This is a genomic window from Weizmannia sp. FSL W8-1119 (assembly GCF_038008605.1).
Classification (GTDB): domain Bacteria; phylum Bacillota; class Bacilli; order Bacillales; family Bacillaceae_C; genus Weizmannia; species Weizmannia coagulans.
In genome coordinates this window covers 493,697-507,718 of sequence record NZ_JBBOZL010000001.1, presented here as the reverse complement: position 1 = coordinate 507,718, position 14,022 = coordinate 493,697, and the positions used below count along the sequence as shown (strand labels likewise).

11 protein-coding genes and 1 pseudogene are annotated in these 14,022 nt (G+C 44.6%); 5 read left to right on the top strand and 7 right to left on the bottom strand.

All coding sequences use genetic code 11. From position 1 onward, the window contains the following. Positions 1-366 precede the first annotated feature (366 nt). The gene (locus NSQ19_RS02390; RefSeq protein WP_029142617.1) at positions 367-1,077 is read right to left on the bottom strand and encodes a FadR/GntR family transcriptional regulator; all 711 of its coding nucleotides are present in this window, start codon (positions 1,075-1,077) and stop codon (positions 367-369) included. A 215-nt stretch (positions 1,078-1,292) separates the two neighbouring features. Between NSQ19_RS02390 and NSQ19_RS02385 the strand changes: the two genes are divergently transcribed. Both NSQ19_RS02385 and NSQ19_RS15740 read left to right on the top strand, forming a co-directional pair. Continuing rightward, entirely contained in the window at positions 1,293-2,966 is a 1,674-nt protein-coding gene (locus NSQ19_RS02385; RefSeq protein ID WP_046721814.1) for an L-lactate permease, read from the top strand. A 254-nt stretch (positions 2,967-3,220) separates the two neighbouring features. After that, positions 3,221-3,325 (top strand): annotated as a pseudogene (locus NSQ19_RS15740) (zinc ribbon-containing protein); the annotation flags it as partial. A gap of 165 nt (positions 3,326-3,490) precedes the next feature. On the opposite strand, the gene NSQ19_RS02380 reads toward NSQ19_RS15740, so the two are convergent. The 3 genes from NSQ19_RS02380 to NSQ19_RS02370 all read right to left on the bottom strand — a co-directional run bounded on the left by NSQ19_RS02380 (position 3,491) and on the right by NSQ19_RS02370 (position 7,315). Then, on the bottom strand, positions 3,491-3,706 hold the full coding sequence (locus NSQ19_RS02380; protein WP_340702301.1) for a hypothetical protein: 216 nt from the start codon (positions 3,704-3,706) through the stop codon (positions 3,491-3,493). Between the two features lie 340 nt (positions 3,707-4,046). Then, complete coding sequence (locus tag NSQ19_RS02375; protein WP_026104662.1) at positions 4,047-5,132, bottom strand: M42 family metallopeptidase; 1,086 nt, start codon at positions 5,130-5,132, stop codon at positions 4,047-4,049. Between the two features lie 542 nt (positions 5,133-5,674). Then, the gene (locus NSQ19_RS02370) at positions 5,675-7,315 is read right to left on the bottom strand and encodes a bifunctional metallophosphatase/5'-nucleotidase (protein ID WP_340702300.1); all 1,641 of its coding nucleotides are present in this window, start codon (positions 7,313-7,315) and stop codon (positions 5,675-5,677) included. 208 nt (positions 7,316-7,523) lie between these two features. Between NSQ19_RS02370 and NSQ19_RS02365 the strand changes: the two genes are divergently transcribed. Further along, positions 7,524-8,837 carry an IS1380-like element ISBco1 family transposase gene (locus NSQ19_RS02365; protein WP_017554688.1) on the top strand — a complete coding sequence of 438 codons (1,314 nt, stop codon included), beginning with the start codon at positions 7,524-7,526 and terminating at the stop codon, positions 8,835-8,837. A 292-nt stretch (positions 8,838-9,129) separates the two neighbouring features. After that, complete coding sequence (locus tag NSQ19_RS02360) at positions 9,130-10,077, top strand: phosphate/phosphite/phosphonate ABC transporter substrate-binding protein (protein ID WP_029142613.1); 948 nt, start codon at positions 9,130-9,132, stop codon at positions 10,075-10,077. Positions 10,078-10,192: 115 nt separating this feature from the next. On the opposite strand, the gene phnE (NSQ19_RS02355) is transcribed toward NSQ19_RS02360, so the two are convergent. The 3 genes from phnE (NSQ19_RS02355) to phnC are packed head-to-tail and all read right to left on the bottom strand — an operon-like array spanning position 10,193 to position 12,542. Then, positions 10,193-10,996: a phosphonate ABC transporter, permease protein PhnE gene (gene phnE / locus NSQ19_RS02355; RefSeq protein ID WP_013858424.1), complete on the bottom strand. Its 804-nt coding sequence runs from the start codon at positions 10,994-10,996 to the stop codon at positions 10,193-10,195. Further along, positions 10,993-11,772 carry a phosphonate ABC transporter, permease protein PhnE gene (phnE, locus tag NSQ19_RS02350; protein WP_013858423.1) on the bottom strand — a complete coding sequence of 260 codons (780 nt, stop codon included), beginning with the start codon at positions 11,770-11,772 and terminating at the stop codon, positions 10,993-10,995. The genes phnE (NSQ19_RS02355) and phnE (NSQ19_RS02350) overlap by 4 nt, the downstream gene beginning before the upstream one ends. Then, a complete protein-coding gene (gene phnC / locus NSQ19_RS02345) occupies positions 11,772-12,542 on the bottom strand; it encodes a phosphonate ABC transporter ATP-binding protein (RefSeq protein ID WP_029142746.1) in 771 nt (256 codons plus the stop codon). Before phnC ends, phnE (NSQ19_RS02350) begins: the two co-directional genes overlap by 1 nt. Before the next feature lie 397 nt (positions 12,543-12,939). Here phnC and NSQ19_RS02340 point away from each other — a divergent pair, with 397 nt between their 5' ends. Continuing rightward, positions 12,940-13,935, top strand: a complete 996-nt coding sequence (locus NSQ19_RS02340; protein ID WP_019722143.1) for an MBL fold metallo-hydrolase — start codon at positions 12,940-12,942, stop codon at positions 13,933-13,935. Positions 13,936-14,022: the final 87 nt, after the last annotated feature.

Genomic DNA, 14,022 nt, shown 5'->3' with positions numbered 1-14,022 from the left:
GCCGCACCCCGCTTTCCATTTCTGAAAAATTGCCTATACCCTATGTATATGGGAAAGCGCGGAGAAAAGTGACATAAAAAATGAAACGGGAAAAGAATACAAGACCACCCAGGCCGGATGCCCCAGCAGCCAACAAATGCCGGAACAATAGCGGAGAATGCTTCCCGCTGTTCTGTTTTGGCATTACCCTGTCATCGAAAGCCCGAAGCCGTACGGATCGGCGCAATACAAAAGCCTATCCCGCTTGAAAAATATTTCAAAGCGGAACAGGCTTTAAATTTCCTCTCATTCCCAGGTTTCTCAAAGGAGCCGTACTGTCCCAAAGCACATACTCTGCGGACGATTGCGTTCATGAAAACAGATTGGTTAACGCAGAAAATCCTGCAGGCTGCTTTCCACAAACTGCAAATGGCCGATCATGGCCTTGCGCGCTTTTTCGCTGTCCTTTTCTTCGATGGCTACCCTGATTCTTTCATGTTGTTCGTACAAGGCGCCCATTGTGGAAGGATCAGAAAAAAGAAGCATTCTGCGCGTTTCTTTCATTGCATCCTCCATCGTCTCGGCGACCTGGTTCATCAACCCGGTAAGAATCGGATTTTGTACAGCCCGGACAATGGCAAGATGAAAGGCAAGATCTGCTTTTTCACCGAGTTCTTCGTTTCCCGTCGCCCGCTTCATATCTGCGAGCGCCTGGCTTATACTTTCCAGATCAGCTTCAGTCCGTTTGACAGCGGCCGCGGCTGCTGCTCCGGCTTCGAGAATCTTCCGGACTTCAAGCAGGTTTGCCACATCTTCCTGGTTCATCAGTACTGCCTGCGAAATGGGATACGAAATGCCGCTTGCATCAAAGTTGCGGACAAATGTCCCCTCGCCCTGTTTTAATTCAATATAGCCGAGCGCCCTTAGTGATGTTAGCGCTTCTCTTATAGCCGATCTCCCCACTGAAAACTTTTCCGCCAGAAGCGGCACCGGATCGAGCTTATCCCCAGGCTTAAGCTCCCCGTTTTGGATCATCTCTATCAATTCATTTGCCACTTGTTCATAAATTTTTGCAGGTTTAATTTTTTTATACTTCATGTTTTCTCCTCTTATCCCTTTTCTATATTTTATGAATACCAGCAATCCGGAAAAATAGCAAACAAAAATTTAAAAAAAGAGTTGTTTTTTCTTTTCATTATACTTATACTTTTTAACATGTAAGCCTTATCATCTGATGACTATTTCATCTAATGACCTTAAAAATTGCAATTGGGATGGATTGGAGAAAATTTTTCAAAAAGGAGTGTAGATTGTTGGAGTACGTACAAAATTTTATTCCGCTTAAGGGGCATTTGTTTTTATCCGCACTGATTGCTGCCTTTCCGATTCTGTTTTTCTTCTGGGCACTCGCCATAAAAAAAATGGCGGCACATCTTGCAAGCCTTGCCACACTGGTGATTGCGCTGCTGATTTCTGTGATCGTTTACAGAATGCCGGCCGTACTGCCGGTTATGTCGGCCAGCCAGGGGATTGTGTATGGGATTCTGCCGATTGCCTGGATCATTATCAATTCTGTGTTCTTATATAAATTGACGGTCAAAACCGGCCAGTTTGATGTGATCCGCAACTCAGTCGTATCGATCACGGAAGACAGAAGATTGCAAGCTTTATTGATTGCGTTTTCATTCGGCGCTTTTTTGGAAGGCTGTGCCGGGTTTGGCGCACCGGTTGCGATTACCGCTGCGCTGCTTGTCGGTCTCGGATTCAACCCGCTTTATGCAGCCGGCATCTGCTTATTGGCCAACACTGCACCGGTCGCATTTGGCGCAATCGGATCCCCTGTCATTGCGATGGCAGGGCCGACCGGCGTTTCTGCGCTGGAAATTTCAAAAATGATCGGACGGCAATTGCCGCTTATTTCCATGTTCATCCCGCTATATCTCATCATTGTCATGGCGGGCTTTAAAAAAGCAATGGAAGTGCTGCCGGCGCTTATTGTATCAGGCTTGTCCTTTGCCTTGACACAGTTCTTCGCTTCCAATTTCCTGGGGCCGGAACTGCCGGACGTTTTATCGGCACTCGTATCTTTGGTTGTCCTTGCCGTCTTCCTGAAATTTTGGAAGCCGAAAAACATTTTCTATTTTGAGCATGAAGAGGCTGCTGCCGCGCTCGAAACGCCGCATGTTTCCAATACAGGCGGGCAAATTGCAAAAGCATGGTCGCCGTTTATTGTCCTGACGGTTTTGATCACCATCTGGGGCATCCCGCAGATCAAACTTGCGCTCACCGGGCAGTATGCCGGGGCGAACCCGGTATTAAAGGCTCTAAACCCGATCGGCGGGGCGGCTTCGTTCAGCGGGAATGTGCCATTTTTAAACAATCATATTATCAACGGCGCACACACCCCGATCGCGGCCATGTATAAGCTGGATCTGCTTGGCACTGCAGGCACAGCGATTTTTATCGCAGCCATTGTCACGAAGTTTCTTTTAAAAATTTCATGGAAAGCATGGTTTGCCGCATTCTTTGAAACGTTAAAAGAATTGAAGTTTCCGATTCTTACCATCTTGTTCATTGTCGGCTTTGCGTATGTCATGAACGCTTCCGGCATGATTACAACATTGGCATTGGCGCTCGCCAAAACAGCCGCATTGTTTCCGTTTTTCTCACCGGTACTCGGCTGGCTCGGCGTTTTCATTACCGGCTCGGACACTTCATCCAATGTTTTGTTCGGCACGCTCCAGCAAGTTTCGGCCCAGTCGGTCGGCATGAATCCGCTGCTTGCCATTGCGGCCAATTCATCCGGGGGTGTCACGGGAAAAATGATTTCCCCGCAGTCGATTGCCGTTGCCTGCGCTGCAACCGGGCTGATCGGCAGGGAAGCACAACTGCTGAGATTCACAGTCAAGCACAGTATGTTTTTGCTTTTCATCATTTGCCTGCTCACCTTCCTGCAATCCAACATCCTTTCCTGGATGGTGCCTTAATCAGGAACCCCGCTGCGGAAATTTCGCGGCGGGGTGTTTTATGTTCAATTACGGGATCCCGGGCAGCTTGTGGGAAAATGCCCCGGCGGAAAACCCGCTGCATGGCAGTTGGATTTCAGCCTGTAGCGAACGGGCAGTTTTGCACGCGTAAGCGCGCCGATGTTTAGAAACTTTTTCGCGCGGGTATTCAAACGGCAATACGAAACGAAAGGAGCATGGTCGATGCCACATACAGGTGAAACACCGGGAAAAGCGAGTACAAATGCAAAAATTGCGGGGAACAAATTACGCTTGATGAAGATAAGGACAGGCTCCCTCCATGCCCGAACTGCCACGAAACGGAGTATACGGAAGCGTGAGAAAAACGTCATCCTATTGGATGGTGTTTTTCTTTATTCATATATAAGTGAAATTGGAAATTTACATCTTTACGCACAGTCGGTTCATGTTCGTTTCCCTTCTTTTCTTAGTCCATCCGCATACGTTATTATCATGCTTCCCTCCCATTTCAAAGCCATCAGCCCTTATTCCTTTTCCAGCTTCTCCTTTATTTCAAGGATCTTTTTTTCAGAAAAGCCAGTTGCCTTTTTGGTAAAATCTAGTGGCATCCCAAGTTTAATGAGATTTCGGGTGATCTCGATTTTCCCTTCTTGTCTTCCTTCTCGTTTACCTTCTTGTAGTCCTTCTTTTCTCCCTTCTTCTCTTGCTCCTTGTTTTAGTTCATCTTCATACGTGATCATCGTGCCGCCCTCCCAATTTTTGATTTCCTGGTTAAATTTATTTTTCCACTATTTTCTATCAACCAGCTTCTCGTTTCAATATTTTTTCAAAAATTAGGTCTTTTAGGCTAACTTGGTTACTTATTTCCCTTTCTTCACTTACTAAAACCAGGATATTCAGATGGTGGCGGCCATCCATCATCTTCCCCATGAGACACCAATAAGAGGATATGAAAGGCGGACAAAAGAAGAGAATACTTGGTGGCAAATTTTTGCATAAAGGGCTTTTTGGTGGACTATCGGAAAACTTTATTCATAAAAAAATCCGGACATCAAAAAGTGCCCGGAATTTTTTATGATTTTAGTCAAAAATAATATGGTTTACTGTTTTGCGGTCGAGACGTTTGATCACTTCTGTTATTAGTTTAACAGTATTTTCGTAATCATCACGGTGCAAGATACCGGCGTGCGAGTGGATATAGCGTGTTGCAATCGTGATGGCAAGAGATGGAATGCCGCTGCCTGTTAAGTGAATGGAGCCGGCGTCTGTTCCGCCGCCCGGAATCGATTCAAACTGATACGGGATATTTAACTCTTCAGCAACTTTCACAACCGTATCGCGCAAGCCTTTATGCGCCACCATTGAAGCGTCGTAAATCACGATTTGCGGACCTTTGCCCATTTTGCTAAGCGCTTCTTTTTCGGAGATTCCCGGTGTGTCCCCGGCAATCCCGACATCAAGTGCAAAGGCAATATCCGGTTTCACTTTGCTGGCTGCCGTTTTCGCACCGCGCAAGCCCACTTCTTCCTGGACATTTGTTACGCCGTAAACGATGTTTGGATGGTTTTCTTTATGCAGATTTTTTAGCACATCAATGACAACTGCACAGCCGATCCGGTTATCCCAGGCTTTGGCAAGCAGCATTTTTTCATTTTTCATAACCGTAAATTCAAAGTAAGGTACCACCATGTCGCCCGGTTTTACGCCCCATTCAAGCGCTTCTTCCCGGCTTGTGGCACCAATATCAATGAACATATCCTTGATTTCGTACGATTTTTTGCGTGCATCCGGTGATAAAATATGTGGTGGCTTTGATCCGATCACACCTGTCACATCACCTTTATCTGTTACAACCGTAACGCGTTGGGCAAGCATCACCTGTGACCACCAGCCGCCGATCGTTTGGAAGCGCAGAAAGCCTGACTCATCAATTTGCGTCACCATGAACCCAACTTCATCCATATGGCCGGCGATCATAATCTTCGGACCGTCCGCCTGCCCCGTTTTCTTCGCAATTAAGCTGCCGAGGCCGTCTGTGTCGAGTTCATCGGCATAGGGCTCTATATATTTTTTGACAACGGCACGCACTTCTGCTTCATTGCCGGCAATCCCTTTTGCATCGGTTAAATCTTTCAACATGGACAATGTCTCATCTAACTTTGCCACTGGCATTCCCTCCTCGTCCCAATATGTACTGTTTTTTGCAAGAAAAAAGTGCAGAGTATTGCAGTATATAAATTCGTTTATACCGCATAAAAATTCAATCTGAATTCTCGCTATTAAGGGCTTGACATGGAGCCTCTGCAGCCATGATTCTTTTGCCAAGCGGCCAGCTGTAACAGATTTGGCAAACCCAAACAGGTTATCATGGCTACCCCTCCATGTAAAGCCCCTCTGCATAACCATTTGCATAGAAATTTTGCACATCTCTGCACTTTAATTTTGCAATAAACAATGTACAAAGCCTATTATAATCAAAATCGCAAAAAGTGTAAAAAGTTTCAGCCTTCTATTTTATATCACGTCGGTACTATACCGGGTATTTCTCGATACTCTTTTTGTGGGCTTTTGGCTACCGCGTTTCTGAGAAAAGTCACGACACAGTCCATTAGTGGAATTGAAAGTGACAGCCGTATGGGCATTTATGGTCATCAAGCAGCCGCATCGCATTGGGCTTTACCATTTTGGCCATGTGACATACACTTTCTTTAAAAAATCACTTTCCAATTGTGATCCACCGTTGCCCGAATCACTTTCCGTTCTAAAATGTAGTTGGCGATCAGTTCGGCCGCGTCGATTTGCACATCTTTTACAACAGGCTTACCCTTGAACATCAAATAATCACCGCCACCGCCGGCCCGGTAGTTATTCATCACGACATCATATTCGGCGGCCGGATCAACGGGCTTTCCTTTGTATTTGAGTTTAACAACCCGTTTGCCGACTGGTTTTGACAGATCGATCACATAGTCGATGCCCTCCCACATATCATAATTATAATGCTGTGGTTTTGGGTTCGAAAAAGCGGGGTTGACTTCGATTGTCCCGCCGTTACTAATCTTAAAATAGCTAGCCGAACGCTCAAGTGCCGCTTTTATATCTGCTCCGGTAATTCGGATAACCTTAAAGGTATTCGGATAAATGTAGTTGGAAACAACATCCCGCATTGTCACGTTTTCAGGAAAGCCTGGCGACTGGTTATCAAATAGTGCTGTGCATGATATGTCTACCCCAGTCGCTTCCATTTGCACGCGATTCATAAATTCAATCAGGGGATGATCTTTCAAGCGGACCTCCATCGGGTTATGCACGAGCATATCCCCTTCAATTTTACCGATTGGCTGGTCAAGCCAGGCCTGTGTCGCCTCTTCATATGGTTTGGCAAGAGAAATAATCGCAGGGTCGGCTTTTACTGTTTCAACAGACAAAAGTTCTGATGTCTTCTGAACACAGCGCCAGTGTCCCTGTTGTTTTTCCAATTGCAATACAACTTTTCCTACCGCCCTGCCGTTATTGCCTGGCTGTACCACCGTCACCCCGTTGATTGCTTTTCCAGCGATCATCCGGTGCTGATGACCGGTCAAAAGCACATCGATTCCGGATACTTTCTGGCACAGCTGGTAACCCTGATTTTCACCTGTCAAGTCTTCTGTCGGTTCGCCGCTGTCCAAGTCCCGTTCAAATCCGCCGTGGTAAGAGAGGATGACGATATCTGCCTGTTCTTTTTCACGCAAAAATTTCACCCACTGTTTTGCCGTTTCAACAGGGTCGGCAAACAACATCCCGCTGATATGCTGCGGCTGCTCCCAGTTTGGGATATAAGGAGTAGTCAATCCCAGTACGGCCACTTTCAATCCTTCCGCGAATCTTTTTATGATATAGGGGCGCCCAAAATAAGGCATTTTCGTCTGCTCGTTTAAAATATTGGCGGACAGCCACGGGAAATGGGATTCCTTCACCGCCCCCAGGAGCAGCGCTTGCCCATAGTTAAACTCATGATTTCCCGGCACGGCTGCATCGTACTGCAACGAATTGGCAGCAAGCACCATCGGGTTGGGACCTTCTGAATCAATCCTTGCATAATAGTAGGTTAGCGGCGTCCCTTGAATAAGGTCTCCATTATCAAGAAGCAGCACGTGCTTTTGCCGTGCGCGTTCTGTTTTGACCAAAGTGGAGATTTTTGCCAACCCAACAGCCGCTTCCTCATTTGTTCCATAATTGATCGGCAGAATATTTCCATGAATATCGCTTGTTTCAAGTATCACCAGCTCAAATGTTTTCATCCCTATTTCCTTTCTTTTCGACATCTCATTATCCACATTGTAGCTTTTTTCTTTTACATTTTCCATGTATGTTCAAAAATCCCCATTTTTTCTGCGTTGTTAAAACATTTATAAACAACCTGAATTATTCACAGAAATTCAGAAACTTATTATAACTTATGGATTACCAAGCCTTTTCGGCTTTATTGTAATTCATTAAAAAAATGAAAAAAGAATCCATTTCTGTTAAAGTTAAAGTAACCAAAACAAAAACCAAACAGAAAGGACTCTTTATATGGTTACTTTAACGCAAAAAACACTTGATTTCAATCATAAAATTAAATTGTCAAATGATGGAGGTTCTCTTTCCTCCGATACAGGTGAGTTTCTTTTTAGAGAATTCGATGAAAAAATTGGTTTTTCAAAGACTTTAGTTAAGTACTTGAGACTTAACGATTCAAGGAAATATTATCTTCATTCAAATGAAAACTTGTTACGTCAAAAAGTCTATCAACTCATTGCCGGGTATGCGGAAGATGATGCGGCTGATCAGTTGACTCATGATCCTGTGTTTAAGGAAATCATTGAAACTCCAACACTTGCTTCCCAGCCCAGTTTGTCTCGCTTTTATACACGATTTGATAAAGATTCAATTGAACAATTAAATCTGGCTAACCAAGAAATGCTTGATAAGATTCATTGTTTTCGACAATCGAAAGAGTTATTTATCGACTTGGATTCGACTCATTCGGATACATATGGGGACCAAGAATCTTCGTCATATAATACTCATTATGGCACGATGGGTTTTCATCCATTAGTCGCCTTTGATGGTGCGACTGGTGACTTTTTGAAAGCACAACTCCGTCCCGGAAATGTTTATACATCAAATGGTGTGGTGGAATTTATTCGGCCTCTCATTAAACATTATAACGAAATGTTTCCGGAAACTACCCTGTTTCTTCGTGGAGATAGCGGGTTTGCTGTTCCGGGATTATACGATCTGTGTGAAGAAGAATCTGTTTTGTATATTATTCGGTTGAAATCGAATTCACAACTACAAAGTTTAGCGAAGGAATACCATCCTTCTTCCGCACCTTTAGATGTTTCCAAGACGGAAACCTATTATGAAGAAACGATTTACCAAGCAAAATCATGGTCAAAACCAAGAAGGGTGATTATTCAATCGGTACGTCCTGCAGGTGAGCTGTTCTTTACCCATTCCTTTTTTGTTACTAACTTTGAATTAGCTTTTCCTCAAGATATCGTCCGAGCTTATCAAAAAAGAGGGACGATGGAAAACTATATCAAAGAAGCAAAAAATGGCTTTTACTTTGATCATATGAATAGCCACGCTTTTCTAGTGAACGAAGTAAAAATGATGTTAACACTTCTTGCATATAATTTGACCAATTGGTTACGAACTCTTTGTTTTCCGGAAGGTCAAAAAACTATGCAAATTGATACGATACGTACTCGGTTAATTAAAGCGGCAAGTAAAGTCGTGAAATCAGGCAGATCCCTTTACTTCAAACTATCATCGAGTTTTGTGTATCAAAATTTCTTTTGGGATGTACTGAATCGAATTCAAAAGCTACAATTGGAATGACCAATAGAATACTTCTCATAACTGAAAAAATAAATTTTTCAGTCAAGGGGCAAGTATGCCCAAAATACCAGAGTTGTTCTATTGAAAATTCAGTTATTTTATGAATTGGCTACGGTTCTTAATTAAATACCGTTATTTTCAACTAATTTTAACAAAATTTATCAAATGGGATTTGTAGCTATGAATATTTCAGGATAACAATTAAAATTTCGTTTATTTTGTTTTCCATGTAGTATATAATAGAAACTGGAAGTGAAGGTGAATCCATCATGATAAAATTGGGGGTAAATGTATGCTGAAAAAGTTTCTTGCACTGTTTGTCGTTTTAGGACTGACTTCCTCCTTGGCTGCCGGTTGCGGGAGTAGCGGGGAAAAATCAGGGAATAGCAGCCACTCCAGCAGCAGTTCCTATACACCTAAAGAACTGAAAATCGGCTTTGTGCCTTCCCAGAATGCCGAAACATTGGAAGCGAAAGCTAAACCGCTGGGGAAACTATTGTCAAAAGAACTCGGCATTCCGGTCACCGTAACAGTGACAACGGATTACAACAGTATTGTGGAAGCATTGGGTTCGAAGCAGCTGGATATCGGATTCCTGCCGCCAACGGATTATGTGCTTGCCCATAAAAAACACTATGCAGATGTCTTATTACAGGCGCTCCGCTACGGGGTGGATCCGAAAACCGGAAAACCCACTTCGGAAAAAGTGGATTACTATTATTCCGGCATGCTTGTTAAAAATGATTCTAACATTAAAAGCATCAAAGATTTAAAAGGTAAAAAGATTGGCTGGCAGTCACCAACATCTTCTGCGGGGTATGTATGGCCGGCCGTTGAAATGAAAAAAGCCGGTGTCGATGCGCAAAAAGATGTAACCGGCGTCCAACTGCAGGGCCATGACAAAGGCGTGCAGGCGCTGATGTCGGGTGACGTTGATGCTGCTGCCGTCTTTGTCGATGCCCGTAATATTGTTGAAAAAGAGTACCCGAATATTTATAAAACAACGCATTACTTATTCTTGACGGAGAAAATTCCAAATGACACGATTAGTGTACGGCCGGATATGTCTAAAAAGTGGAAAGACAAGGTCACTGACGCTTTTATCAAAATTGGAAATGATCCAAAAGGTCAAAAAATAATCAAAGATATTTACACACATGTCGGCTATAAAAAATCATCCGATGCGAACTTCGATACTGTTCGAGAATACAGCGAAAAAGTCCAGAAAATCGGAAAATAAGCACGAAAACGCATGAAAAGGCTGCCTGCAGGGCGTTAATAAAGCACTGCAGGCAGCCTTTTCTTTTATCTATTATCCTAATTGAACAGTCCATGTTTATCGAAAAAACCGCTTGTTATATCAAACGCTTGCGGATCGATCCGGAAATATAGTCGATTATCGTAACCATTATAATAATACCCCAAAGAATAATTCCAACCCGGTCCCATGAGTGGCCGTTTAAAGCAAAAATCAGCGGTGCACCGATTCCGCCGGCACCGACAATTCCCAAAATTGCCGCCGACCGTACGCTAATTTCAAACCGGTACAGCGTGTATGACATAAAAGCTGGCATGACTTCCGGCAGAATTGCAAACCACAGCACCTGGATCCGGTTTGCACCCGATGCGATCAGCGCCTCTCTGGCAGAAAAATTCATATTTTCAATCGACTCTCCGAACAGTTTTCCAAGCATCCCGATCGAATGGAAACCAAGTGCCAGTATCCCGGCAAAAGCGCCAAGCCCGACCGATTTAATAAACAAAAGTGCCATAATCAGCTCCGGAAATACGCGAATACTGCTTAAAACCACTTTTCCAAGCGTGGAAACGACATAATACTTGCTCATATTCCGCGCTGCCCAAAACGCAAACGGCACGCATAGAACTGCCGAGATAAATGTCCCTAAAACCGCGATTGCTAATGTTTCAAGGAGAGCATGCAACAAATCTTCCCCGTCCGGATCATAAATATAGCCGAAATCGGGGTGGATGAACCCATGAATGATCGCTTTTAATGCCTGTGCCGCCGTATCTTTTAATTCAAGATGGGGTGCACTGCCGAATGCCCATGCATAGATCAGAACGACAATCAGCACAATCGCCCATGTTTTGATCCTCTTCAGCAGCGGTTTTTTTACCAAATCCGATTGACCCCTCATATTAATTTCTCCCTTATCCGATTACTTAAGCCATCAATGATCAGAACGACAACAAACGTGTATAAAATGATCGTGAGCACTTGGTTATATTGGAAAAAACCGAGGGCATTATTTAAATACAGTCCGATTCCGCCAGCGCCGACATACCCCAGAACAGCTGCCGCACGAACATTAATTTCAAAACTATAAAGGAAATACGACATATAGCTTGCCGTCACTTGCGGCACTACTCCGAAAAAGATCCACTGGATTTTATTGGCGCCCACCGCTGTCATGGATTCAAGCGGCCCACTGTCAATCGCTTCAATCGATTCATAGAAAAGCTTGGCGATGACCCCGAATGAAAAAACCGCCAACGCAAATATTCCTGGTATTTCACCGATCCCGAAAACCGGTACGAACAATGCGGCAAGCAGCAGCTCAGGCAGCGTCCGGATCAAGTTCATCATGACGCGGGCAATTTGGTAGATGACCGGTATTTTCACAACATTGCTTGATGCAAGCAGGGCAACAGGAATCGCTGCGATGCCGCCAAAGGTTGTCCCCAAAATCGCCATGCGGATCGTAGCAAGCATCGGCTTGGTGACGGAACTGAAGTAATGCCAGTCAGGGGGGAACATTTCATTCAATAACGACCCCATGTTTCTGCGGCCTGCCCACAATGCTGCCAAAGAGACTTGTGTAGTATGCGCGCTCCCCCAAATGATAAGTATCAGGAAAAGGATGGTCAGGCTTGTCTTTATCCTTGCCACTCTTTTCCGCCTGATTACATCCATTACAACGCACCCCCTAATAGCTCATCATCCTTCAGATTACGGCCGTAAATATCAGCGAAAACATCATCTGTCGCTTCAGATACGGGGCCGTCAAACACGATGTTCCCGGCACGGATGCCAATAATTCTTGTCGCGTAGGCCTTCGCCAAATCAACGAAGTGAAGATTTACGACCGTTGTAATCCCCAGCTCCTGGTTAATCCGTTTGAGGTCATTCATTACCTGCTTTGTGGTGAGCGGATCGAGCGACGCTACCGGTTCATCTGCTAGAATGATTTTTGCCCCCTGTGCAAGCGCCCGCGCAATCGAAACGCGCTGCTGCTGCCCACCAGATAATTCATCTGCACGCGAATACGCTTTTTCTTTTATATTTACACGTTCCAACGCATCCATGGCAAGATCCATATCTTTTTTCGGGAACAGACCCAAGATTGTTCGGAGGGTTGAATGGTAGGCAACACGGCCGGATAACACATTACGCAGTACCGTAGAACGTTTCACTAAGTTAAAGTTTTGGAAAATCATCCCGATATTACGGCGGATATAACGAAGTTCCTTTCCCTTGGCAGCGGTAATCGACTTGCCATCAATCAGAATTTCACCTTCCGTGATTTCATGCAGTCGGTTAATTGAGCGCAGTAATGTAGACTTTCCCGCGCCGGAAAGACCGACAATTACGACAAACTCACCCTTATGTATCGTCAGGTTCACATTGTTTAACCCTCGTGTCCCATTCGGATAAACTTTAGAAACGCTCTTAAACTCGATCATTTCTACTCCCCTTTAATATTGAAAGTTGTCAAAATTTAATGTGCTATTTTTACTATACCAATGAATGCCCGCAAACTCAAGGATGATTTTGTTCCGTATATCTCACGTTTTTCTCGGCACTATACCAGGTATTTCCCGACGCTCTTCTTGTACGTTTTTGGCTAATCATCAGATGGCTCGTGATATGCCTGCAGAAAAAATCACGGAGTACCTCTTCATTGCAGCACGGGGCGTCACGTATGACTGGTGCTTGCATGATGGGGGTTATGATTTGGAAAAGGCAATGAGAGCGTATATGGGAAGATTGTTAAAGGTATTTTTGCAATAGACAAAATGGTTCAAATTCATTATAATAAAGAAAAATGAATGATCATTCATTTTAAAGGGGGCCTTACCCATGGCATATACGAAATTCGGGCCGCTTACCGTCATTCCGGGGGAAAACGGCAGCCGTGTCCCGTTCAGTACCTCGCTTCTCGTCGAGGGCGGGCAGGGGGCGGCGCTGGTTGACTGCGGCAGCGGCTTTCAAATTTTAAATGAAATAAAAAAGGAATACGCCATTCGGTCTGTTTATTTGACCCATTACCATCTGGACCATATTTGGGGCGCGTACCTGTTTAAAGACGCCGAAATTCAAATCAATCCATATGATGTAAAAAAACTGAATGATGTTGAAGAGCTGGCAAAAGCGAGCGGTATGCTGAGCCCGGCCGACCCGGAGAGCCGCAAAAAGTGGATGAAGCAGCTGTTTGAGAAACCGCCTGAAAACTGGAATCGCCCGCACTGGCAGCCGGTGCTGAACCTTACGGAAAAATGGTATCCGTACGGGGAAGAGCTCAATGTATATGGGACGAAAATGTTGATGATCCATGCGCCCGGCCATACGGAAGGATACTGCTGCCCGTATTTTCCGGAACACGGTGTCCTGTTTGCCGGCGATTTTGACCTGGCCTCTTTCGGACCGTGGTACAACAACGCCGACTCTGACATTGACGCCTTTATCGCATCCGCGAAAACCACGTTGGAAACAGATGCGCAAATTTTCATCACTTCCCACCATAAAGGGGTGGTGGACAGAAAAACATATGAAGAATTGCTGAAGCGGTATATCAACAAAATTTACGAGCGCGAAGAAAAAACGCGGTCTGCTGTAAAGCGGGGTGTGGCGCCGGACGAAATGATCTACGAAGAAATTTTTTATTTCCGGAAAAATCTAGAACAGAACCCGCAACTTGTGATTTCCGAAATTGTCGGCATCGCCAAGCACCTCGACAGGCTTGTGCGTAATGGGGAACCGTTTGAAGCTTATTTTGAGGCATTTTTGCAGCACTTTCAGTTAACAAGGGAAAATATTTTCTATCACACATCTTCTGTCCCGGCACAACTCCAATAACAGGTAGCGGCGCCCGCTTCGCCGCTATTTTTCCTGTAAAAGCCTTTTTCTATGCCGGACACAGCGCTTGCACAAAAAAACAACCGC

What these genes read in the sequence shown, in the direction of transcription:
- NSQ19_RS02390 (WP_029142617.1), bottom strand. Translation starts at nt 1,077, where the DNA reads ATGAAGTATAAAAAAATTAAACCTGCAAAAATTTATGAACAAGTGGCA.
- NSQ19_RS02340 (WP_019722143.1), top strand. Translation starts at nt 12,940, where the DNA reads ATGGCATATACGAAATTCGGGCCGCTTACCGTCATTCCGGGGGAAAAC.
- NSQ19_RS02365 (WP_017554688.1), top strand. Translation starts at nt 7,524, where the DNA reads ATGGTTACTTTAACGCAAAAAACACTTGATTTCAATCATAAAATTAAA.
- phnE (WP_013858424.1), bottom strand. Translation starts at nt 10,996, where the DNA reads ATGAGGGGTCAATCGGATTTGGTAAAAAAACCGCTGCTGAAGAGGATC.
- NSQ19_RS02380 (WP_340702301.1), bottom strand. Translation starts at nt 3,706, where the DNA reads ATGATCACGTATGAAGATGAACTAAAACAAGGAGCAAGAGAAGAAGGG.
- phnE (WP_013858423.1), bottom strand. Translation starts at nt 11,772, where the DNA reads ATGGATGTAATCAGGCGGAAAAGAGTGGCAAGGATAAAGACAAGCCTG.
- NSQ19_RS02360 (WP_029142613.1), top strand. Translation starts at nt 9,130, where the DNA reads ATGCTGAAAAAGTTTCTTGCACTGTTTGTCGTTTTAGGACTGACTTCC.
- NSQ19_RS02370 (WP_340702300.1), bottom strand. Translation starts at nt 7,315, where the DNA reads ATGGAAAATGTAAAAGAAAAAAGCTACAATGTGGATAATGAGATGTCG.
- phnC (WP_029142746.1), bottom strand. Translation starts at nt 12,542, where the DNA reads ATGATCGAGTTTAAGAGCGTTTCTAAAGTTTATCCGAATGGGACACGA.